General features: G+C 31.9%; 17 protein-coding genes. 9 read left to right on the forward strand and 8 right to left on the reverse strand.

The window, feature by feature from the left end:
- Window positions 1–202 precede the first annotated feature (202 nt).
- From AB6T46_RS04850 to AB6T46_RS04870, 5 genes are all read right to left on the reverse strand, one after another.
- A complete protein-coding gene (locus AB6T46_RS04850; RefSeq protein ID WP_370931028.1) occupies window positions 203–3268 on the reverse strand; it encodes a type I restriction endonuclease subunit R in 3066 nt (1021 codons plus the stop codon).
- A complete protein-coding gene (locus AB6T46_RS04855; RefSeq protein WP_370931029.1) occupies window positions 3265–4314 on the reverse strand; it encodes a restriction endonuclease subunit S in 1050 nt (349 codons plus the stop codon). The genes AB6T46_RS04850 and AB6T46_RS04855 overlap by 4 nt, the downstream gene beginning before the upstream one ends.
- A gap of 108 nt (window positions 4315–4422) precedes the next feature.
- The gene (locus tag AB6T46_RS04860; protein WP_370931030.1) at window positions 4423–5910 is read right to left on the reverse strand and encodes an N-6 DNA methylase; all 1488 of its coding nucleotides are present in this window, start codon (window positions 5908–5910) and stop codon (window positions 4423–4425) included.
- Window positions 5911–5912: 2 nt separating this feature from the next.
- Complete coding sequence (locus tag AB6T46_RS04865; protein ID WP_370931031.1) at window positions 5913–7403, reverse strand: N-6 DNA methylase; 1491 nt, start codon at window positions 7401–7403, stop codon at window positions 5913–5915.
- Window positions 7404–8528: 1125 nt separating this feature from the next.
- A complete protein-coding gene (locus AB6T46_RS04870) occupies window positions 8529–12431 on the reverse strand; it encodes a YadA-like family protein (RefSeq protein WP_370931032.1) in 3903 nt (1300 codons plus the stop codon).
- Window positions 12432–13276: 845 nt separating this feature from the next.
- Between AB6T46_RS04870 and AB6T46_RS04875 the strand changes: the two genes are divergently transcribed.
- From AB6T46_RS04875 to AB6T46_RS04915, 9 genes are all read left to right on the forward strand, one after another.
- Window positions 13277–14230, forward strand: a complete 954-nt coding sequence (locus AB6T46_RS04875; protein WP_370931033.1) for a COG2958 family protein — start codon at window positions 13277–13279, stop codon at window positions 14228–14230.
- Between the two features lie 512 nt (window positions 14231–14742).
- Window positions 14743–15945 (forward strand): MFS transporter, encoded by a 1203-nt coding sequence (locus AB6T46_RS04880; protein ID WP_370931034.1) that lies wholly within the window; start codon window positions 14743–14745, stop codon window positions 15943–15945.
- Window positions 15946–16301: 356 nt separating this feature from the next.
- On the forward strand, window positions 16302–17192 hold the full coding sequence (locus AB6T46_RS04885; protein ID WP_370931035.1) for an outer membrane protein: 891 nt from the start codon (window positions 16302–16304) through the stop codon (window positions 17190–17192).
- A gap of 520 nt (window positions 17193–17712) precedes the next feature.
- Window positions 17713–18360: an outer membrane protein gene (locus AB6T46_RS04890; protein ID WP_370931036.1), complete on the forward strand. Its 648-nt coding sequence runs from the start codon at window positions 17713–17715 to the stop codon at window positions 18358–18360.
- Window positions 18361–18499: 139 nt separating this feature from the next.
- Window positions 18500–19639: a tyrosine-type recombinase/integrase gene (locus tag AB6T46_RS04895; protein ID WP_370931037.1), complete on the forward strand. Its 1140-nt coding sequence runs from the start codon at window positions 18500–18502 to the stop codon at window positions 19637–19639.
- An 89-nt stretch (window positions 19640–19728) separates the two neighbouring features.
- Entirely contained in the window at window positions 19729–20385 is a 657-nt protein-coding gene (locus AB6T46_RS04900) for a hypothetical protein (protein ID WP_370931038.1), read from the forward strand.
- Window positions 20375–20614: a helix-turn-helix transcriptional regulator gene (locus AB6T46_RS04905; protein ID WP_370931039.1), complete on the forward strand. Its 240-nt coding sequence runs from the start codon at window positions 20375–20377 to the stop codon at window positions 20612–20614. Before AB6T46_RS04900 ends, AB6T46_RS04905 begins: the two co-directional genes overlap by 11 nt.
- 142 nt (window positions 20615–20756) lie before the next feature.
- Complete coding sequence (locus AB6T46_RS04910) at window positions 20757–21056, forward strand: hypothetical protein (protein WP_370931040.1); 300 nt, start codon at window positions 20757–20759, stop codon at window positions 21054–21056.
- Window positions 20999–21565 (forward strand): ImmA/IrrE family metallo-endopeptidase, encoded by a 567-nt coding sequence (locus AB6T46_RS04915; protein WP_370931041.1) that lies wholly within the window; start codon window positions 20999–21001, stop codon window positions 21563–21565. Before AB6T46_RS04910 ends, AB6T46_RS04915 begins: the two co-directional genes overlap by 58 nt.
- Before the next feature lie 61 nt (window positions 21566–21626).
- Here AB6T46_RS04915 and AB6T46_RS04920 read toward each other — a convergent pair whose 3' ends face one another.
- The 3 genes from AB6T46_RS04920 to AB6T46_RS04930 all read right to left on the reverse strand — a co-directional run bounded on the left by AB6T46_RS04920 (window position 21627) and on the right by AB6T46_RS04930 (window position 24097).
- On the reverse strand, window positions 21627–22274 hold the full coding sequence (locus tag AB6T46_RS04920; protein WP_370932049.1) for a Rha family transcriptional regulator: 648 nt from the start codon (window positions 22272–22274) through the stop codon (window positions 21627–21629).
- A gap of 590 nt (window positions 22275–22864) precedes the next feature.
- Window positions 22865–23542, reverse strand: a complete 678-nt coding sequence (locus AB6T46_RS04925; protein WP_370931042.1) for a lysozyme — start codon at window positions 23540–23542, stop codon at window positions 22865–22867.
- A 141-nt stretch (window positions 23543–23683) separates the two neighbouring features.
- The gene (locus AB6T46_RS04930) at window positions 23684–24097 is read right to left on the reverse strand and encodes a hypothetical protein (RefSeq protein ID WP_370931043.1); all 414 of its coding nucleotides are present in this window, start codon (window positions 24095–24097) and stop codon (window positions 23684–23686) included.
- Window positions 24098–24575: the final 478 nt, after the last annotated feature.

Here is a 24575-nt window from a genome sequence, read left to right on the forward strand (position 1 = left end):
AACGCCTAGCCACAATTAATGTAGCCTTTACTCAACACAATAATATCATTTTGTATTAACCTCATCAAAATCCGTCAATTTAACACTAGCATCTTTATTTACTGCTTTTAAAGAAGAAAATAATCCATTTTCAACATTCTATTTAGCGATAGAATGTTGAATTAGGTGCCTACTTAATAAGGAATTATCAATTATATATATATCAATAATGCTCCATAATATATGCATATGCTTTCTCAAATAAAACCTCATCTTTATGTAATTGATATTTTAAAAGCGTTTTTCTCAACATTTTCTTAATATCACGCTTACCCGCCTCAGAATCTTGCCAGTTCTCAAAACCATTTTTATGTACGAGTTCATCAATATCATCAACTATATGTGATATAATATTTGGTGTTTGATCATTTCTAACTTCCTTGAATAATTCTGAAAGGGCTTTTTTATTATCCTCAATAATCTTATCATCATCTTCGGTGGTGTTATCTAACAATACAGTTTCACGAGCCGCATCAATAAGGCTTTTCAGCCATTCTATTGAGGTTAATACACCAACTTCATATTTTTCACGTAGTTTCTCAATTCTTTTACCAAGTTCAATGTATTTTGGGTTTGCAGCTTTTTTTCTAATTTTAGCTATTAACCTAATTTCGATCAGCTGTGCTTTTTGTTTTTGTTCTGCCTCAGTTAATGCAAAGATAGAATTTTCATCTATAATCAACTCCTCAAGATCGCTTTTTATTTGATCAATATCTGTATGTTGATGAATTAACTGGATAGTTGCTGTTCCAAGAGATTTCCATAATAATGAGCCACTCCCGCCAATAGGGCGCAATGAATTATAAACTTTTGCTAACCAACGATAATCATTCTGGAATTGAGTTAAAAATGGATCTGGAGCCAAAGCCTCCCATAATTTTTTCAAAACATTAAATTGGGCCGCAAATTGATCTCGCATCTCATTTGAGGGTAAACAATTTTGAGCCAGCATTAAAGCTTCATATCCTTCAGTGGTTCTATCTATCCCTTCAAAAAAAGCAAGACATGCTTCAAGTGCAACGGGTACTTGTTCCTTGTATTTACTTAACTGCTCAATAACTCCTTCAATTTCTTTTTGGTCATAACTTAAAGCTTTTGCTAAATTTTCAAACACACCTAAATAATCAATAATTAAGCCATGTTGCTTGCTTTCATTATACAAGCGGTTAGTTCGACACATAGCTTGTAACAGAGTATGATCGCGTAAGGGTTTATCCAAATACATACAATAGCAAATAGGCGCATCAAACCCAGTAAGCAATTTTGCTGTTACAATTAATATTTTAAGCGGGTTTGTAGAATCCCGATATTGGTTAAGTATTTTTTCTTGCTGCACAGGATCTGCATCGATTGCTTGCCACCGCTTAAATGCCTCTTTATTTAACGGAAGCCCTAAGTTTTCCCATTTAACCCAATCATCAGCCTTTTTCTTTGAATTATTTTTTTGAAATTTTTCCTCATCTATCTCGCCCTGTGAGATATTCATAATTACCTCACATGAGCCTTCCCCCATTATTTTAGTAAGCAAATCATACATTATCACGCAAGATTCACGGTCATAAACCACAACCATTGCTTTCAATCCTTTAGGCTCCACATGGTCGGTAAAATGTTCATGAATATCTTTAGCAATGGCTTCCATTCTCTTAGGTGCCTTAATCAAAGTAGCAAAATTTCCAGCTTTTTGTGATAATTGTGTTTTTTCTTCTTCATTAAGGTTATTATTTTTAGCTAATTCCTCAAATGCCTCATCAATAGCAGCTTGATCTACCCGCAATTTTACTAACCTAGGTTCAAACTTTACCGGAAGTGTAGCCTGATCACGTATAGATTGTTTGTATGAATAACGGTTCATATATCTACCATTATCCTGATCAGCTCCAAACAGGCGGAATGTATTTCGCTCAATTCCTGAGATTGGAGTACCAGTTAAGCCAAAGAAATAAGCGTTTGGTAATGCCCAACGCATTTTTTCACCTAACATACCTTCTTGCGTACGATGTGCTTCATCAACTAAAACTATAATATTTTCACGCGAGTTTAAACCATTTTTATTTTTTTCATCAATGATGACATCATCAAATTTAAAGATAGTAGTTATCAATATATTACGATCATCACGCTCTAATGCTTCCGAAAGCTGTTTACAAGATTTTATTGCAGTAACATTTTTCACATCTGCATTATCAAAGGTGGTATTAATTTGACTATCGAGATCGACACGATCCACCACAACCACCACTGTCGGGTTTTTAAGCTCAGGGTCAGTTTTTAACATTTTTGCAGCATATAGCATTAACAATGATTTACCAGATCCTTGAAAATGCCATATCAGCCCTTTACGTATTTTACCTTCTTTCACACGTTCAACTATTTGCTTTACTGCTTCATATTGCGGGTAACGTGGTAGTAATTTAATTCGTTTAATCTCAGAATTTAATAACTTAGCTGTTGAATATAATGCAAATGATTGCAACAATTCTAGCAAAGTTTGCGGCTTTAACAAGTCTTCAGCGCTAGTTAAAACCATGCTCAAATTTTGCTCAATTTCATCGCCGTCGGTGGTTTTATGCCATGGCATCCAATTTTTAAAATCTGCATTTATAGCACCGTAAGCAAAGGTTTTTCCTTCAGTAGCAAAGCATAAAAGATTAGGAATAAAAAAACTACTCTGATTATTCCAATAATGTTTTTTCCCACCATTAAAATCGGCAGCGCCATCTTGCCAACTAATTGCTGGGCGAGACGGTGTTTTTAACTCCCCCACGACCAGAGGTATACCATTAACATATAACACTAAATCAAAGAAAGCCTTTTGTGAACCAGTAAAAGCAACTTGCCGTGACACTACATAATGATTTTTAGAATAATCATTATAATCAATAAGATTAATAGTTATATGTTGGTCATTTTCACCAAGCGGCATAGATTTTTCCGCCCGCAACCATTCAACGAATAATTCATTAGCACTAACAAGTCCTTTATTTTTAGCCTCATATAACAAACAACGTAATTTATAAATAACTTTATCCGCTTTTGCAGGATCTTTAGCAATATCCGGATTAAGACGACACAGAGCATCCTTTAACCAATGTTCAATCAGTACATCATTATCTGATGTGCGTGGTAACTCATTACCATGAACAAATGTCCATTTATTACCCTTTAAAGCAGATAAACGATCAATCAGAGCTTGTTCTATAGTATTGGCTTCGTTAAATATGCTCATGTTACTCCCTCTAAATAAAATTTAAGTATTTTCCTTTTTATCTGAAGTAATTGCTTCTTTTTATTTTCTAAACTTTCACCGCAGTTAACTACATTATATAATAAATTACAAATTATTTGTTGCTGTTTAAGATCAGTAAACGGAACTTTAATTGATTTGACGAGATTAGTATTTAAACCAACTCTCCCTTCTCCTGTCAAATTTCTCATATTCTGATACTGTGTTCTGAGATAAAAATACAAAAAGTCTGGTAAGATTTTTTTCTCATCACATATTAATGCTGCAAGCGATTCATTACATGTTAGTGGCACCTTAGTTATAGCTACATTACCCCGGGTCTTTCCCTGACCATTAATTGCTAGCAATACTGTATTTTTAGGCAGCAAACGTAATTTTAACTCTTTAACAGCATTCTCTGTTATTTTTTTAGCTGTATCGGTTATAAAGCGGTTGTGAATTTCGCCTGACAACATCCAATTTATATTACCACCCCAATGAGTGGGATTTGCTTTGCTTGGCGTACGGCCAGTATTGACATTACAAAAATCTCCAATTTTTATAAAATCACTAATTTGGAATAACTTATTCTCTAATGCTTTATTTAACCTTTGTAAGCTATAAATAAATGCTTCAGTTACATCTATTACTTTTCCAATCTTTGTCATAATTTCCACTAAATGTTCCTGCAATGAGCGGGGTGGCAGTGGGAATTCCTGATTAGCAAGGGTTTTCCATTTAATTGTGGGTGACATAGACCCTTCAGAAATAGAAATAGCGCGTTCCATAAATATATCTGATTGCATAAAAAAAGGCAAATATTCAGGCAAAATTGCTGCCGGTATCGCTTCCAGAACCATAGCATGTGCCGAACATATTCCGGAAAAATCAGCAACAGCAACTTTACGTAAGTAAGCATTACGTTTACCAAAAATTATCTGACCTGGTTGCACTAAAAGCTTCTTGCATTTCACATCGCTAGAACTACCTCTACGAATTATACGTAAATTCTCTGGGTCAATATGTTCAAGCCCAACATAAACTTCCAATTACGTCTCAGAAGGATCCACACTCTTATTAATATTCTGTGCAATCTCACCAAATTTAACAATGCGCCAACCTTCTGATTTTTGTTTCTCTGTTAATTGCATGGACAATTACACCTCATATCCCAATTCTTTTAAGCTGTTAAACAGTTGATTTGTTTGTTTTTTTAGCAAAGTTCGAGAAATTCTCCAATCATCAATTACGCCGGATAAAGTTTGTTCTTGCTCAGAATTAACTTTATTATTTTTTACTGTTATATAACGCGCGATAGATAAATTATATAAATTATTTTTCACCTCAGCAAAATCAACTAACCGCGCTATATCCGGATGATTTTCTGGATTATAATAAGCTGCAACTAACTTTTCTAAATTATCATCAGATAAAAAACTAGTAGCACGTTGTCGAGTAACTTCATATACTCCATTGACAAAAACAATCTTATTTTTACGGTCATCCGGTTTATTATTACGTAAAATAACTATACAAGATTCCATAGAACTATTATAAAATAAATTTGGTCCCAAGCCGATCACCGCATCAATCAAATCGCTAGCAATCACTCCTTTACGAATAATTTCTTCCTGATCACGAAACAACACCCCATGTGGCCATAACATGGCAGCACGCCCTGTTTTAGGATTCAAACTTTTAATTATATGCTGAAAAAAAGCGTAATCAGCACAACCCTGCGGAGGAACACCGTAAATATTACGTCCATATAAATCTGATACGAATGTTTCTCTATCCCATTTTTTTATAGAATAAGGTGGATTTGCGAAAATAACATCAAATTGTTGTAATTTATCTGTATTTGTAAATTTAGGCTCCTTTAAAGTATCACCACGAGCGATATCAAACTCCTCAATATCGTGGAGAAGCATATTCATCTTAGCAATAGCTGAGGTCAGCAAATTAATTTCTTGTCCGTAGAGTTTTACCGTACGCCATTCGCGGTTAGTTTTACGTAAATCCATAACCGCATTAAGCAACATTCCCCCAGTACCGCAAGTAGGATCATAAGCAGTTTCACCCGGCTGTAAATCAAGAATACGTGTCATCAAATGCACAACAGTACGATTAGTATAAAATTCAGCTGCTGTATGCCCGCAATCATCGGCAAATTTTTTGATTAAATATTCATAAGCATTGCCAAGATCATCTTGATCAATATCTTTTATCCCTAAGGGAATTTGACTAAAATGGTTAATCAATGATACCAACAAATGATCAGGCAGACGTTCTTTATTAGTCCAAACTGCATCACCAAATACGCCATAAAGACGCGGGTTAGCATTTTCAATAGCTCGTAAAGCCTCTGATAATATTTGTCCAACATCTTTTGTTGTTGCTTGCACCATACTCCAACGAGCATTATCCGGAATAAGAAAGCGATGTTGTTCTGGCTTTTTGGCTATCTCATCATCTTCATAAAGCTCAAAGGCTTCAGTATATTCATCCTGATATACATCATCCATACGTTTATAAAATAATAGAGGAAAGATAAATTGCTTATAATCAGAAGCTTCAATTTGTCCTCGCAATATTACTGCAGCTCCCCAAAGCAAATCTTCAAGTTTTTTTTGTGTGATAGTCATAGTTAGAACCCAGCCTTTTTCAACAATAACTCTAATTCATCTTCTGCTTGCTCAAGATCGCATAATTTTTGTTTAAAAGCTTCAAGAGCATCTTCAATAGATATCGTTTCTTCTACCAATGGCTTTGGTACATAACGTGTAATGTTGAGATTAAAATCATTCTCTTCAATCTCCCTAATTGAAACCCAACGACTTACACCATCAATTACTTTTGGTGTTTCATGCTGTCTTTTATAAATATCATATATTTCATCAGATTGATCTTCGCTCATAGTATTTTGAGCGCGGCCTTTAGTATAAATCTCATCTGCGTTGATAAATAAAATTTCATTGCGCTGCAAGGTTTTTTGATCCTTGCGCAGCACCAAGATACAAGCCGAAATACCAGTTCCATAAAAAAGATTCGGTGCTAGACCTATAACACATTCCACAGCGCCAGTTTTAATCAGAGCTTCACGGATTTTAGCCTCAGAATTACCCCTAAATAAAACCCCATGCGGCACAACTATCGCCATCCTACCGCTATCTTCACGCATAGAAGCATACATATGCATAATCCATGCAAAATCACCATTCTTCTTAGGAGCTAAACCATAAATATGACGATTATATTTATCAGCGATCCAACTATCATAACCCCAATCTGCAAGGCTAAAGGGAGGATTAGCAAGGACACAATCGAATGTTTCCAACTTATCACCGTCAGTAAATTTTGGTTCACGTAAGGTATCACCACGAATAATATGAAAATCTTCCATACCATGTAAAAATAAATTCATGCGAGCTATAGATTCTGTAGTCAAATTTTTCTCTTGACCTTTCAATGTCAAACGACGAGCATCTCCACCGCATTCCTTAACATGGTGTATAGTTTCAAGCAACATACCACCTGTACCGCAAGCCGGATCATAAACAACTTCGCCTGATTTAGGGTCAAGAATATTTACCATCAAGCGTATAACTGTACGAGGAGTATAAAACTCACCTGCTTTTTTATTGGCTTTATCAGCAAACTTCTTAATAAGAAATTCATATGCACGCCCCATATCGTCATCGCGCACATTTTTCACACCTAGCGGAATTTTGTGGAAATGATTAAGCAATTGAGTAATCAAACTATCCGGCAAACGATCTTTATTACCCCAAGATGCATCACCAAATATGCCATATAAATGCGGATTCGCGCTTTCTATACAGTGGAAAGCTGTTTGCAAGACTTGTCCCACATCTTTTGTAGTTGAAACTATAGTATTCCAATTACAAGCTTTTGGGATTTGAATACGGTGCTGTTCACTAGCCTTAGCAATATCTTCATCTTCATACAACTCCATAGCTTCTGCAAATTCTTCATCATAAACATCATTAATCCGCTTAAAGAATAAAATAGGAAAAATATATGTTTTATAATCAGAAGCATCGATAGGACCAGTAATAATATAGGCAGCCATCCATAACTGCTGCTCTAATTCTTTAAGGGTTAAAATTTTACTCATAACTAAAGAGCCTGTTAAATAATTTTTTCATAAAATTATCCTTTTTCATAATTTTAAAAAATTAGCGCGATTATCAGATCAATTAACTCACATACGCCCTCTCAATACCACAGTTAGTAACATTTATCTAGATTTATATCAAGATTGAATACTAGATAAAAAACGCTAAAAATCTAACCGATGCAATATAGTTACAAAATTATCTTAGAAAAAATACGGACAACTGCTAAATTAAAGTGAAGCTGTTTTAGGATTTAATAAAAAATATTTACCACTCATTTCAAGCTCAGCTTCAATTTAATTATTTTTGATGACATATATCTATAATGGATTTAATATATGAATAATATTTTTTCTTTTCTTATAGACTTATTAGAATGAGTTACTTACTAATAATAAGCTAAAATATATAAGCCTTAACAAAAGGGTTATTCATGTTAGACATGAATAACCCTAATTCTTTAGTTTAGTCGCTGTATGCTCGGTAGATACACTGAATCGCAACATCTTAATTTTTATATCATCACGTACTATAATCTCAACCCCTTGCCAATGTTCAAAATATCTTTTATTAAAGGTAAAAAGGATAATATAAACTAATGGTTGAACTTTATGATTTGTATAAATATAACTAATCTCTGATGAAAAATTGATAACTTCAGATGCAGCAAATAAACTTATTTTAGATTACATAACTTAATCCAACATTTTAATGTGATATATAACATTTCTTTAAATCTCTCTAGGATCAACGAATTACAAACAGCCTAAACCTATAATTAGATTTATAATTTATTAAATAATACAAGACTCAAAACCCAACTTTACTTGTTTTTTTAACCACAATGTAATGCTATAACGATAGCTAACTTTAAAAGCATTTTTTACAAATAAATTATTTAACTAATTTCTTTTTCAAACATCTATCATTTTATACTATTGAGATGTTAGTATAGATAAATTAAATATTTAAAATCCTATAAATTTGAAATTTTTATATACTCTAAATCATTATAAGATAAGATTTTATGGTCATTTTAAAAAATATATAAGATAACCATAAAGGCCTACAGAAGCTTATATTAAGCTTCTGTAGGCCTTTATTTACCTATAATAATTTTAAATTTAATTTATCGTAAAAGTTACCCCGGCTGATACCCCCCATGCAGTATTCGAAAATGAACCTGTTACATTTCCACGAATAGAACTATCCATATTTGTGTAACCTGCACCAAAAGCAACCGCTGTTGCACCCTTCCAATAACCAGTACCTAAACCCAAACTTAATTTTCCTGGTTTATTATCATATCTCAATGAAGCAGCAGCAAGACCCACAGCACCAGCTTCAGATGCGGAATTATGTGAATGTTCTAAACGAGCATCGACATAACTTTTAATATCATCTAACCCTGATTTCAATTGTCCGACATTTACTGCATCTGTTAGCTCAATACCATTTGCAACATTACGTAACAGAACTGGTTCCTTTGAACCCGGCGCCTCAAATGTTACACTATTTTTACCTTTATCATAGTGAATCCCATCTGCGATAATATTGTTAACCTCTTCTTTTATTGCATTTAATTGACTTCCATTAACTGCATCCGTAGAATCAGCTGCAACACGCCCAGCAGCCACATTAGTAACTGTACGCTCTTTACCAGCATCACCAACAGATACCGTACCTACCGGTGCCCCGCCTGCTACTGAAACTTCTTTACCTCGTACCACAATATGTTTTGTACCTGCTGTTTCTTGAGTCTTTGAATTTTGTCCTATTGCTACACTACTATCAGTTAAAGCACTAGCACCATCACCAATTGCTACACTACCAGCACCTGTTGAATTAGCATCAGGGCCTATAGCTACGCTATCTACACCCGTAGCAACAGAATCAGCTTTTTCAGAATTTATATTCACATATTTTTGTTTTATCTCTTTATTAGTTATCATCTTATCAATTTGTTTAACATTATTCCTAATACTATCTATATTCTCATTTAATGCTTTAATAAAATTGCCAATATCATCATAATTTTTCCCACCAATTTTATATGTAGGAGCTTCTATTACCCCGCTACCGTTAACTTTTGCTCCTCCACCAAAAATTTTTGCTATTGAATTTGCAAGGTCATAAATTTGACCTCCTGTCACTGCATCAGTGGAAGTATTACTAATATCACCCTTAGATACATTAGTAATCTTTTTATCACCCATATCAATACCAGTATTATTAATGACTGGACCATCCTTTATATGAACACTATCTAAAGTAAAGTTATCAGATAAAGCGATAGTTATATTTTTATCAACATTGGTAATTTTTATATTATTACCTTCTGTAAAAGTAACTACATCCTCATTAGCAACTTTTTCAACAGTACCAGAACCAACACGGAAACTCCAACCGCTATAATTACCTAAATGTATGGCATCTAAAGCAGATTGAACTGAATTATAAGTCTTACCACCAAAAGCTAAAGATACTTTAAGATCACCGGTCGTTGTATCATAACTGGAATTAGGACTGAAAGCAGCTGATAAATTAGAACCAAAATTATCTAATTTACCATTAGTATTTATTATTTGCTGAGTAACATCATATAATTGTGCACCATTTACTGCATCAGTGGAAGTATTACTAATATCACCCTTAGATACATTAGTAATCTTTTTATCACCCATATCGATACCAGTATTATTAATGACTGGACCATCCTTTATATGAACACTATCTAAAGTAAAATCATCAGATAAAGCGATAGTTATATTTTTATCAACATTGGTAATTTTTATATTATTACCTTCTGTAAAGGTAACTACATCCTCATTAGCAACTTTTTCAACAGTACCAGAACCAACACGGAAACTCCAACCACTATAATTACCTAAATGTATGGCATCTAAAGCTGATTGAACTGAATTATAACTATTACCACCAAAAGCTAAAGATACTTTAAGATTACCTGTAGTTGTATCATAACTGGAATTAGGACTGAAAGCAGCTGATAAATTAGAACCAAAATTATCTAATTTAATATTAGTATTTGTTAATTTAATATTAGTATTTGTTATTTGCTGAGTAACGTCATATAATTGTGCACCATTTACTGCATCAGTGGAAGTATTACTAATATCACCCTTAGATACATTAGTAATCTTTTTATCACCCATATTAATACCAGTATTATTAATGACTGGACCATCTTTTATCTGAATACTATCTAAAGTAAAATCATCCGCTAAAGCAACAGTAATATTTTTATCAACATTAGTAATTTTTATATTATTACCTTCTGTAAAAGTAACTACATCCTCACTAGCAACTTTTTCAACATTACCAGTACCAACCTGAAAACTCCAACCACTATAATTACCCAAATGTATGGCATCTAAAGCTGATTGAACTGAATTATAACTATTACCACCAAAGGATAAAGATACTGTAAGATTACCTGTAGTTGTATCATAACTGGAAGTAGGACTGAAAGCAGCTGATAAATTAGAACCAAAATTATCTAATTTGGTATTAGTGTTTGTTATTTGCTGAGTAACCTCATATAATTGTGCACCATTTACCGCATCAGTGGAAGTATTACTAATATCACCCTTAGATACATTAGTAATCTTTTTATCCCCCATATCAATACCAGTATTATTAATTACTGGACCATCTTTTATCTGAATACTATCTAAAGTAAAATTATCCGCTAAAGCAACAGTAATATTTTTATCAACATTAGTAATTTTTATATTATTACCTTCTGTAAAAGTAATTACATCCTCATTATCAACTTTTTCAACCGTACCAGAACCAACACGAAAACTCCAACCACTATAATTACCTAAATGTATAGTATTTAAGACAGATTGCAATGAATTATAAGTTTTACCACCAAAGGCTAAAGATACTTTAATATCACCTGTATCTGCATCATAACTTGACTTGGAACTGAAAGCATTAACTAATTGACTAGATGTATTATCAGCAGTTTTTTTTAAAGCAACTAGAGCCCTATAAGCTGCGTTTAATTGTGAGCCATTAACTGCATCCGTTGAATCAGCATCTGTCTGCCCAGCTGCAACATTACTTATAACACGCTGCCTCTTCTTTGTTCCAACACTCACACTAGCAAATGGATCTGTTCCAGCAAAACGATAAACATCACCATTAATGTTAATTCCTGGATTACGTATTACCGAACCTGTTGTAGATTCTGAACCTAAAGCTACATCTCCTGAATTTATAGCTGCGGTCGCCCCTTTACCAATGGCCACAGAAAAATTTAATCCAGCATCTGCTAAAGGTCCTAATGCAATACTTGAGTGCCCCTCTGCCCTTGAAGATACTCCAAACGCCATACTAGCAGGCCCTATAGCTAAAGCCCCAACTCCAAAAGCTTGTGATGCTCCACCACGAGCTGTGGCATTCGCACCAAAAGCTGTAGAATAATTACCGGTAGTATAAGCACCACAACCAATACTTGTAGAATATACTCCATTAGCTACTGGCATTCTATTATCTGAACCTCCAGTCTTAGAACTTTGATAGCCAACGTTATTTGTAGTAGTTCCATCACCAGTAAAATTCACACTAGATTCGGATGTACCATATGGCTTATAGCCATTAAAAGCTGGATTGTCGATAAAACGCTGGTAGGATTCCTCGGCACTAATAGAATTACCAGTAAAGGAACTTCTCCCTTTTATATTATCCACCCCACAATGATCAGCAGTCCCTGATAATATTATAGTTCCATGACTAGCTCTAGGAGTACCTTGAGTAGCCTCATTAGAAGAAAAATTACTACCACCACCAAAAGATAAATTAGCGGCTGTTGCTTCTCCTAATAAGCCAATTGAGATTGTTAAACAGGTAATAACATACAAACTATTCTTACCTGGAAAACCAAAGGATCTTCTAGACTTTTTTCTTTTTAAACCTAAAATTCGACAGGCTAATCTTAATTTAGCTATTATTCTTTTATTAAAAGATACTAAATTATTTTTATTTGACTTAAATAACATATTCACTCCTATAAAGATATAATCTCTTTACTAAACAAATACGCAATTAAGACATAAGTTCCTCTAATAAGAAGATATTGTGTATTTTTTTGGAATTTTACTAGCTATTTTAGCTAATTCTAATGTTTTTATGTCAAAAAAGCAGTTTTTAAACAATAAGCATGAATCAATTTCTACGATATATTAAAAACTTAACACTTTTAGCCCTAGCGCTTTTCTCGCTTTAATATTTTCCTGTTTAAGCCACAATAAGAGTAATCACCTTCTAATTAATACTTATTAAAAATGTGACCTTTGAATAATATAAATATCTTGTCTCATACTTCATCAATAACCAAAACCAGCAAGATACTTATTAAACTTTATTAGGTAAATCATATAATACAACATAATAAAAAAATGAATGTACAAATATCTGCAAAAGCAAAAACATAAAATCCACTTAAATACATACCTATTAAGCTACTTATAGTAACATCCTAATAAAATCCCTATTTGAAATATTTTACCATATTACAGCTTTTCTATTAAGTCCCCGCTATTTCTACAATATAGTTATAATGGTGCTTTTTACAAAATTCATTACTACTAGCTAAAAAATCTATATTTCAGTTAACAGCCTAAAATTAGCCCCGTGTTATTAAAAATAATTTTTTACAAGCTATTAATATATAAGGTATCTTTAAGAAAATATTATCTTACTTTTTACCAAAAATTTTTACTGTAACTCTAAAAATAACCATAGATAATAATAAAATATTAAATTTTTTACTTATTATACACACGGTCACTTGTCTAGTTGTACAATTATTGATATTAAATATTGTGTAAGAAAAGGTTTTAAGATGTCATTAAATTTAACAACTAAAGTGATTAATTTTTTAGAAAACAATCCTGATAAAAAATTTACAGCTAGAGAAATTGCTAATTGGATATTTAGTGAATATACCGACGCTTGCTTAAGAAAACAAAAAAACTCAAATGCAATTATCATTCCTCTGGATAGTAAAGATAAACTTATTAGTCAAATTGTGGCTGAAATAGGTGCCCGTCGTTCACAAATACAAAAGAAAAGCCCATATATCAAAACCACTGAAGGGAGACCACGACAATATTATTTTACGAAATCAAGTGACAATGAAGAAATTAGACAAATTGAAAAAAATGAAATAGCACCAGATTCAAAACTGAAAAATAATACCCCTAAAGAGAAAGATCTTTATAATATTCTATCAGACTTCTTATGGTCAGAACTTGAAATATACAGCAAGCGTATTGATGAAAAGCGCTCGAGTAACAATCGTGGTATCAATGGCAATAAATGGCTTTATCCAGATATAGTTGGTATGCAAGATCTAAGTGATAGCTGGCATCAAGAAATAAAAAATTGCGTATTACAACATTCAGACACTCAAACCAAACTTTGGTCTTTTGAAGTAAAGATTCTTATAAATCGTTCTAATATAAGAGAAGCATTTTTCCAAACAGTCAGTAATTCATCATGGGCAAATTTTGGATATCTAGTAGCAAGCGAAATTGAAGGAAATAATACATTAAAAGAACTTAGAATTCTTTCCAGTCTACACGGTATTGGCTTTATAAAACTAGACATAGAGAACCCCGCGGAAAGCCAGATTATGATTCCAGCGAAAGAACGCGAAATGATTGACTGGAATACTGCAAATAGAATAGCTGAAGAAAACAAAGATTTTTTAAATTATATAAAATTAATACGTCAATTCTACCAAACAGGAGAAACTAGACCATCTGCTTGGGGTATGTGTATAAACGAAGAATAATACTAATCATATAAGTTTACCTAGAAAGAACTAATGCATATATTACTGCCCTTTATATTACGGCTATTAATACATAAAAGAATAAAACCATAAATAATATATTATTACCACTACTATTAACTCTCATTATAACATCTTAGATAAAATGAAACCAATTATATAAAAGCCCTTATCATAGTGAGATCAACGAAAAACAATGAAAATAGAATTATCTTTACAACAAAAACTATCAGAACATAAAGAATATGATTTATTACTAAAGATAAAAACAAAATTTATCTAATAAATTTATATAGTACTGGTATACAAATATTATGTTATTCTTATGCCTTAAGCTGAGCAAACAATAGATTAAACGTTTTACTAATAAATAACTTAGTTATATAGAAAAATTATTACCTAAAAAAGAATTATATATATATTTTATCTTGTCCAGCACAGTGATTATAGAACCGCTTTAGACAATAAATGCAAAATCTAAGTATAAATATTTCTTATAAAGGTTGAAAGACATGCATTTTCCAAAAGCTAAACATTTTAATACATTGTTATCATCCTTATTTATTTCAAAACTTGGAGATTACGCTTATGAAGTGGTTTTCATTTTTATTGTATTAGAAACCACACGTAATAATTATCTTTTAACTGGTTTGGTATATTTCTTTCGTTTTATCCCGTTTCTTTTTTTTGGACCTGTTGGTGGTTGGCTAGCAGATAATGGTCGCCTAAAAAATAATTTATTACTAAGCGAATGGGTGCGCCTTTTAGTTACCGTTCTACTATTTTGTACATATCTGAGTGGAATGATAAATATTATTATACTTATCATAGCCTCTGTTCTAACTACTATTGGGCGGAGTATTTTTCAACCAAGCTTTCAGACTTTAATTCTTAAAATGATGGATAAAAAAGACCTTACAAGTGCTAATAGCATTGTACAGGTAGCTGAAGAAACTGCTTCAGTTACTGGACCTCTAGTATGTTCCCTGCTTCTATTGTTTGTTGATAAATCTTGGGTACTGATGTTTAATTCTCTAACCTATTTTATTTCAGCACTCCTTATATTAAAGCTTAATGATCTTCGTCAAGAAAAACAATTTCCTTTCAAAATAAAAAAAGTGTATCAGGATACCTATTCATCTATACAACATATGTATTATTCTAAATATGAATTATTTATTTCCATTAGTGGTTCTGCAATATGTATTTTATTTACCGGTTCTGTACTTCGCTTTATTATACCAGCTGTGGCAATTAGTTTTGGAAAAAGCGAAATTTTCACTAGCTACCTTTTCGCTTTGATAGCGTCAGGTACTATTATAGGAGGACTAATTTACACTTATATTATACGTCAGCCGTCTCCATCAAAACTAATGCGGTTTTGGTTTGTTTACGGTTTGATAATGTTAAGTATGTCCTTTATAACTCTGTACTCGCTTTATTTTCTTTTACCACTATCTTTTGCTTTAGGTATATGCGGTGCTTTTGTCGATATAACACTTGTTACAACAATACAATCATACTCAGAACAAAAAAATATAGGTAAAAATTTCGGCGCCTTTTCAACTCTAGCCAATACAGCTGAAGCTGTTTCAGGACTAATGGCAGGACTAATTGCCGCTATAGGTCTTATGATTTCTTTCAGTATAATGACATCGATGATCGCGTTAACAGGACTAACGACTATGCTATTACTTTCAAAAAGACAAAAGTAATATCGGAAAACCGTTATAAATCTTCTAGTTAATGTTAAATAACTGATATTAATATTATATTCTTATTAAATATATTAATATTTTTAATAGGTCTAAAGAAAAAAATTCTTAATATATGACAAAAATCAATAAAACAATAATTACTTATATATTAATTATTAAAGGATATTTTAATAAGCAAAACTTACTATTGATGTAAAAATATTAACAAATTATGCAAATTATATTTTTAATAAGAATCTAAAAAAATCATATTTAACATTGAAATATTTTCAATTATGCTTAAATAAATAAATATTAAATAATATTATACTTAATTATTCATTATTATTCATTTATTATATTACGGTATTACTATGAAATTTAGATATTTTTCTTATTTTTTACTTTACTCAATTTTCTCCATCAGTCAAACCTATGCAACTAACTTAAACACAACACCTAATAGTAGAATTTTAAATAATAGTTGGTCTGGAGCTTATTTTGGTTTGCAATATTCTTTTTCTAAAAATAAATATAAAGATCCTTCGACAGAGGTAGAAATATTAACGTACTTTAAAAAAAATGTACTATCTATTACTCCTGCCACAAACAAAACCCCCACAAAAGAGTTTCCTAAGATAACTTTTCCTTCAATTACTAACTCTTCACATTTAGGGGGTCTATTTTTTGGCTATAATAAAGCTATTAACAATTATTTAATTTTAGGTGCTGAATTAAATACATCCTTTAAATTAAAGGCTAGTCAGCTTACTTATGAACAATACCCAAAAATAGAAAATGAAAATCCAAAAAATACAAAACAACCTCAATACACCCCTGGAGATCTCCCTTTAAATCGTTATTTTGATGTTGCTTTTAGTGTTCGTCTAGGAATAAATTTTGGCAATTTTTTACCATATATTACTGGCGGGGGTAACCTATTATATAATATACCCAATAAAAACATAGAATATAGTGATTTTTATCCTGAGAGTAATGAAGCAGCTGTAGATATAAAAACTAAAGGTATTACTAACTTATATCTTGGCTGGACTTTAGGTGTAGGCTGTGAATATAAACTCAGTCAAAATCTAATTATTAGAGCAGAATATCGTTATAATCATATTAATTCTAACCTAAATAAAGAAATAACTGCTACGGTACCTATAGATAATTACAATGCGTATAAAGATTTTCATATAAAATATGGACTAGAAAATCTTAGTAGCCATGATATACGTATCGGCTTAGGTTATTATTTCTAAATATAATCTATTTATAATGAACAACCCTATTATTTAGGGTTTTTCATTACATTTATTATTATATTACATTTTTAATAATTCTTAAAACAGAGTAAAAAATATATTAATAAAATTAGTTCCTATAATTCCTCATAGGAACTAATTAATATTAGTTTAGACAAAGTAGTATTATCTATTTTATACATAAAAATATACTTAATATTTTTAGCATATGTAAACAGCAGCACTAACGATATTTACCACTTACTTAATCATATAAATATTCTATAAAACAGTGCAAATTAATAAAAGTCAAAAAACAGATATAAAATCATTCATTAGTAATAAATATTACGTTGTAAAAATTTAATTATATGTTTTTTGTCACTATAAAAGCTTTTATCTACATAAACAGCATAATCTAACATACTGCTCTATATAATTATTCTATAACTATTATTGTCTTTATTAAATCTAACTCTACATACATTGTTATCAGCCTTCTTATTTTTAGTGAGTCACATATTAATAGAGTTCTCCTATGAAATTTAAAGCTTTTTCTTACCTTTTACTTTGTTCAATTTTCTCAATAAGCCAAACTTCTGCCACCACCTTAAGTAAAATTTTAGATAATAATTGGTCTGGTGCTTATGCTGGTTTGCGATATTCATTTAGTCAAAATCAATATATTAAGCCTTCGACAAATATTTCAGTAATTATAGATAATGATAGTCACGAATTTCCAAAGCAGCAATTTGCTTCAATTAATCCATATTCTCTTTTAGCGGGTTTATTCGTGGGTTACAATAAATCAATTAATGAAAATTTAATTTTAGGTGTAGAATTAGATGCGTCTTTTAAATTAAATTCTGCTAATCTTCATTATGCAAAATATACTAGTGGTGGTAATCAGTTCAGTTATATTATACCTATAGAATTACCCTTGAATAGCTATTTAGACGGAGCTCTGCGTGCGCGACTTGGGTTAGATTTAGGAAAATTTTTACCTTATATTGCTGGTGGAATTAATATCGTATATGATTTACCAAACAAAGATATGATAGAATATGCTCAAGATTCTATTAAAAAAGCCGTAGATAAAGATATACAAATAAACATTAACGGTGATGATAAATTGTATCTTGGTTGGACATTGGGTGTAGGCGTTTTACCACCTTTTTTAAGGTGATTCGCACCCTTTTAAACCCATAGTAAAAGCCTTGCTTTTCTAGGGATTCAATGATAGTTTTAAATTTCAAATTCATAAGATGTTTTATGTATAATTTCATCTAAATTAACGGTTCAATGGTAAGTAAAAAGGTGAGAATTTGAAATACTGTCAGTTAAATAATTTTGTTGTAAAAAATGCTCCTAAAGGTAGATATTGTGATGGGGGTGGATTATGGTTAGAAAAAAGCAATCTAAAAGCTGGTGTTTGGTTTTTGCGCTACTCAGCTAATGGTAAACGTAAAACTATCAGTTTAGGCTCTATACGATTTGTTAGCCTAAAAGAGGCAAGAGAAAAAGCAGTAATATTACGTAAAAATATTCATGATGGAATTTTACCTAAATCTAAATCAGAAGAAAAAGAAAATAGTTTAGAAAAAATTATTTATGCTTTATTCGAAAGTAAGAAAGCTAGTTTAAAAAATAATCACAAATCCGATTGGCTTAGCCCTTTAAAATTACACATATTCCCTAAAATTGGTAATATGCCAATAGAAAAAATTAATCAAGATATTTTATACGATTGTTTAAAACCTCTTTGGTTAAGTAAAAGTGACACTGCTTCTAAAATATTATCTAGAATTAACCTAGCTATGAAATATGCTGTAGCAAAAGGTCTTAAAGTAGATTTATTAGCTGTTCCCAACGTTAAGATATTATTAGGTAAAAGCCTAGAATCCAATAATCATATACCTTCTATGCCTTGGCAAGAAATACCGTTATTCTTTGAATGTTTAAATAATGAGTTAATCAGTAATTTAGCTTTAAAGTTACTTATTTTAACTGGTGTAAGGAGTGGTTCTATACGTAATATGCGTTGGTCACAAATTAAAGGAGATATCTGGACAATCCCAGCAGAATATTTAAAAGGTCAATTAGGTAAGATTAGTGATTTTCGTGTACCTTTATCAAAACAAGCTTTAGAAGTGCTAGCTATAGCAAAAACACGTAAAGTTAACGATTTAGTATTTTCTAGTTCAGCAGGTAAACCAATATCTGATGCTACCATGTCTAAATTTATGAAAGATATGGGCTTAGATGCTCGTCCTCATGGTTTTAGGTCTAGTCTTAGAAATTGGTTAGCAGAAGAACTAAAAGCCCCTTATGAAATAGCAGAAACTATTTTATCTCATGTAGTAGGTCAAAAAGTACAACGGGCTTATTTAAGAACTGATTTTTTAGAACAACGCCGAGAAATAATGCAAAAATGGTCAGATTTTGTTGTTGACAAAAAAAGGTAATTTTCGTATAGTGTTGCTATAGTATCAATGACACAGTTATCTCCATATTGATACTGTTATTCTTTTAAGTAAATAAGATAATAAGAACTATGATACATCCAGAAGATTTTATAAAGACCCGAATACCCATAAAAGATAAGATAATATTAATGCAGTGCGTTAATGAAGGTCATAAAGTTATAAGAAATATGAGAAAGGATGATCTTGCGCTAGGACTACCAATGGTAAATAACATGAAAAGTTACTTCTTATCTATTGGGGTTCATTTTGTTATACAACGTAACATAGAAAGCGGAATTTTGCCATTTACGTGTGGATGGAAAAATTTTGCTAAACCAACAGGAAAATATTTAGAAATAATAGGGCATGGTTCTAAATTTTCGATAAATTCAGTTGCTAATTGTAATAAACCGCCCAAGAAAGCCATATTCCGTGAACAGAAACTTGTAGGTAATAAAACTTTATTTAACTATCAAGAAAACTGTTTTGCTGATATCATTTACGAACCTTATCCTCATTTTATACTAACCTTTTCATCATCTGGATATTCTCTAAATGACTTAAGAATTGGTCTTCCCGCAAACTATAAGCGATCTCAATGGGAGTGGGTCTCTAATAACTGGCTTCATGAACCGCACCTAGTAACAGGAACATCAGCTGAAATTGAAAATACAAGTTATAACCCTGAGGATATGAACTTACTAAAAGAAACATTAAAGAGTTCTGTAATAAACCATGAGAAATAATACTAAAGTTATTGAAATTAACTCTAGAAAAAAACCGATAGCCTTGGTTCCTAATCGCTTAACTGAAGCTAGGATAATTGCACGTTTGACACAAACACAGTTAGCTGCTCGCATAAACGTCAGCCGACAGGCAATATCCAATTATGAAAAAGGAAATAGAGTTCCTGACCCAGAAACATTTCATAAAATATTACAAGAACTAAAAAACAACCATAAAATTTTTCACTAATACTAGCTATCCTGTCTTTGGGCAACAAGGAGCTAACTTTTTTCGAAAAAAAGGTGTAGATAACAAATGGAAAAATAGAGCATGTGCAATTTATGCTTCTTGGTTTACTGCAAGTGTAAAATTATTAGAACCTTTTCTAAATTTGCCTGAAGTTAAATTACCGAGTTTTGAACCAATAAATAAAGTTGCCAATAATTACACAAAGGAAGAAATTGAGCAATATGCTGAAAAATTGAGAGAAGAACTTGGTCTAGGACTTGGACCAATTTCAAATGTTATGGGTTTATTGGAGCAAATGGGTATTTTTATCTGTCATTTAGCTCTTGAAAAAGAAAACATTGATGCTTTTTTTCTTATTGGAGTGGAGATCGTCCTTTTATTTTTTTGGCTTCGGATAAAAAAAGTGCCGTTCGCAGAAGATTTGACGCAACCCATGAATTAGCGCATCTTTGCTTACATACCTGGGTTACTGAAGAAGAACTAGATGACCCTAAACGACTTAAGCAAATTGAAAAAGAGGCTGATCATTTTGCTGGAGCTTTTTTATTACCTAGACGATCATTTCTAAATGAAATTTACTCAACTAAAGTAGAGTCTTTTATACACTTAAAATCTAGATGGAAAGTATCAATTCAATCTATGGTTCAGAGGTGTAAACAACTAGGTATTTTTGACGAGTATCAAATCTTAAATTTACAAAAACAAATCTCTTATAAAAAGTGGAGAACAAATGAACCTCTAGACTCAGGACCGGGAGCGTTAGCTTTTGAAGAGCCACTCTTGCTAAATTATGTTGTCAAAAAACTTATAAAAAGTGGAAAATTTACTTTTGATGAATTAATAAATGAGCTCCCATTATCAATAGAAATATTAAAACAATTTTTTAATTTATCTGAATCTTATTTTGCTGAATCAGTCCACAAGAAACTTTGCATATCTAAGTTTAACTAAAACTTATTAACTAGCTTGGCAACAGATGAAGCCCCACCATAAAAGCGGGGCTCATTGTTTGCTACATAGCTTTTCCTCGTTGCTTGTCTGCACTAAGGTGTATTTTCTCTATAGCTTTAATATCTTTATCCAGCATAGACCTTAACGCACAGAATAAACTATGATGACTCCAACGGTTTTGTGCTAAAGCTGTATCTACAACATCGAGATATAAAACAGTTTTTAAACCTTTATCGATTTTACTATAACTTACTTCTTTTTGATAACCTACAGCCTTATTATATACAAGCTTAGTTAAATATTTTTCAGCTTCCAAACGGTAAACATTAGATAATTGTTCTGCATGTTTTCTGATACAGTCTTTTATTCTTATTGGTAGCTCTCTTTCATCCGCTGGTAATTGATATATAACTTCTTCTTGATTTTCTATTGCTAGTTTAGCTATAGGAATAACGTGCTGTTGTTCTAATTCTAACCAGCGGTCAACAATCTTTGCTCTTAGTGTTGTGCTATAACCAGATACTAGAATTAAACATTCGCGTTTGGGTAGGTGATAGCATTTTTGTTGCTTACCTTGCTTATCTAAATAGGTGCCCCCAAATTTGGGGAGACCTCCATCAGAGTATAAATCTTCTAGCATTTTAGTGATATCACGCATAACGTGGTCATGTCTTTTATTACACAATGTTGCAATCTCACGACTAGACATAGTTAACACTGATGTTGCTACATCTTTTTCTTGAGCTTGTTTTAATTGAGAGTTCTTTTTAGCTTTTTGGGCGTTATTTATATAATTAATTAAACCGTCCATGGTTTTTCTCCTACGTATGTTAAAGTTTTTCATTTATGCCTTTAAAGGGCGTCGGGTGCTGAAAAACACGGTACGTAGTCCGTCGTTATGCCTTCCTCTTGCGAGTATTGTATAGCATAACCACACCCGACATAAAAAGCATGCTTAAACAGCATAGTAATAGGTCGAATTATTGGGAACGGTAAATAAATTTCGGTTATTTGACCGCTACGTATTTAGTGTTTTTCAGGCACTGTAAGATTAGGCTATAATATTTTTTAGCCTTTGTCAAATGGTTTTTTGTAATTTACTGTTGATGATTCGTTAACTGTTATACCTTTGCTCCCCAAAATTGGGGAGCAAACATAATCAGTTACGGAGGTTCTCGCCAGAATTGGCGAAAACTATATAATCCTAAGTTTTAAGTTTTTTCCAATTTTGGAAATAACCTTAGATATCTATTATCTAATGATTATTTTTAGATTTGCTATATATTTCAGTATTACCTCTTACCCCCTCATCCGCTTAATTACCGCGAACAAAGTTAATCCAATACCAAGCAAGGTTAGGATGGCAAAGAGATAACGTAAGATGGTAAAATTTTCTGATTGTGGCTGTATTTCTCTAGCTATCTCGGTAAAAGTTGCACCTAAAGCACCTATAGAGGTAACTGCAACGGCTTTACCTTCTTTTGTTTTGCTTATCTGCTCTTGTTCGTCTCTATCACAATCTACACATTGAGAGGATACTCTTGAACCTTTAGCCCATAAACCGACCTCCGCTGACCTACGATTAACTAATCCTTGTGATATTTTACCACCGCTATAAGTCCAACGCATTAGCTCTTGCGGGACAGCATCATAGTTACCCTTATTAAGCTTCTTTAATAACTTAGAACCTTTAAAAGCAGTAACACCAATATTAAAAGCAAAAGAAACTAAGCAAGCAAATTGATTATCTGTTAAATCAACTTTTACATATTTTGAAACAGCCTCTTCAAATCTAGCTAAATCCTTTAATAAAAGATTTTCTGCTTGATTACGGCTAATCTGTTGTCCTATCTTTACATCTTTTCCTGTATGACCGTAACCTATAGTTAACACACCAGCAACATCACGATAAGCCTCTAAACGTAGACCTTCCCATTGTTTAATACAAGAAAGACCATATTTACTTATTTTTCGCATGTTTACTCCATAAAATAAAAAAATAGCATGGAGTAAATAAGCTTAACAGAGTCTGTAGACTAGACTATATTTATAGAGAATGTTCTTTAAAACTAGATAAGTTATAATCCGTTAAATTATCTGGCTGTAGTAGGTGCATAACTAATATTTTAGGCTTAGTATCAAACTCAGCAGATTGATGGGGGTAGCAAACATAGTAACAATATCTTCATCAGATATAAACGTTATCCCTGACCATTCATTTGTTAACTCGTACCCTTTAGCAAATATCTTATTCTTTAAAAAGATTTTATCTGTTAAATCTATTCCTAAAAATTCTTTCTTGTCAGATAATTTAAAGATAGTCTTAATTGACTCATTCGGTAAGTCGTTAGCTAAACCTAAGATTATTTTAAATAAATTACCGTCATGAACCTTATATTTACGTATTAAATAATCACCACTAAAAACATCTACAAATTTATCTTCTTTTTCTGTAGGTTTAAAATGCATAATTTTGCTCTGAAAATTAAGATTAATTTCATCACTTAATCTGCCTTGTTTTATTAAACTCATAATTTATCCTTTCATAAAAAATAATAAAGATTATTACCAACTAAAGAATAAATTAACAGGGTCTATAGACCCTAATTACCTAACTTTTATATGATAAGCTACAGCATAGTTTTTAGGTCTGGTTTCACTACCGCCAGTATATTCTGAACGAGTTGCTCTTTCATTACCGTCACCATATAAAGGGGAACCATAGGCAAGAGACCAAGGCTTAGCATAATTACCTGTCTCATATATATTATAATGCCTATGGCTTTTTAATTCATCTGTTTGATAACTTCCTATCTTTCTATCCTTACCATCAACGTCTAAGCCTCTACCACCATCTAGACCTCGTAAAAAGCTACCGCGTAAATCAGGTAATTTAAAATAATCTACATCTCTTATCCAAGGAATAGCCCTAATTTGGAATTTACTAAAAACTTCTCTTATCTGCGAAAGTTTCGGCTCTTTACCATCATTATTTTTCCAATATCTTACA

Source organism: Bartonella sp. DGB1, from assembly GCF_041345015.1.
In the GTDB taxonomy this organism is placed as follows: domain Bacteria; phylum Pseudomonadota; class Alphaproteobacteria; order Rhizobiales; family Rhizobiaceae; genus DGB1.

Excerpts from the sequence above, each read along its gene's own strand:
- AB6T46_RS04850 (WP_370931028.1), bottom strand. The coding sequence starts at position 3,268 with ATGAGCATATTTAACGAAGCCAATACTATAGAACAAGCTCTGATTGAT.
- AB6T46_RS04860 (WP_370931030.1), bottom strand. The coding sequence starts at position 5,910 with ATGACTATCACACAAAAAAAACTTGAAGATTTGCTTTGGGGAGCTGCA.
- AB6T46_RS04865 (WP_370931031.1), bottom strand. The coding sequence starts at position 7,403 with ATGAGTAAAATTTTAACCCTTAAAGAATTAGAGCAGCAGTTATGGATG.
- AB6T46_RS04870 (WP_370931032.1), bottom strand. The coding sequence starts at position 12,431 with ATGTTATTTAAGTCAAATAAAAATAATTTAGTATCTTTTAATAAAAGA.
- AB6T46_RS04875 (WP_370931033.1), top strand. The coding sequence starts at position 13,277 with ATGTCATTAAATTTAACAACTAAAGTGATTAATTTTTTAGAAAACAAT.
- AB6T46_RS04880 (WP_370931034.1), top strand. The coding sequence starts at position 14,743 with ATGCATTTTCCAAAAGCTAAACATTTTAATACATTGTTATCATCCTTA.
- AB6T46_RS04885 (WP_370931035.1), top strand. The coding sequence starts at position 16,302 with ATGAAATTTAGATATTTTTCTTATTTTTTACTTTACTCAATTTTCTCC.
- AB6T46_RS04890 (WP_370931036.1), top strand. The coding sequence starts at position 17,713 with ATGAAATTTAAAGCTTTTTCTTACCTTTTACTTTGTTCAATTTTCTCA.
- AB6T46_RS04900 (WP_370931038.1), top strand. The coding sequence starts at position 19,729 with ATGATACATCCAGAAGATTTTATAAAGACCCGAATACCCATAAAAGAT.
- AB6T46_RS04905 (WP_370931039.1), top strand. The coding sequence starts at position 20,375 with ATGAGAAATAATACTAAAGTTATTGAAATTAACTCTAGAAAAAAACCG.
- AB6T46_RS04920 (WP_370932049.1), bottom strand. The coding sequence starts at position 22,274 with ATGTCTAGTCGTGAGATTGCAACATTGTGTAATAAAAGACATGACCAC.
- AB6T46_RS04925 (WP_370931042.1), bottom strand. The coding sequence starts at position 23,542 with ATGCGAAAAATAAGTAAATATGGTCTTTCTTGTATTAAACAATGGGAA.
- AB6T46_RS04930 (WP_370931043.1), bottom strand. The coding sequence starts at position 24,097 with ATGAGTTTAATAAAACAAGGCAGATTAAGTGATGAAATTAATCTTAAT.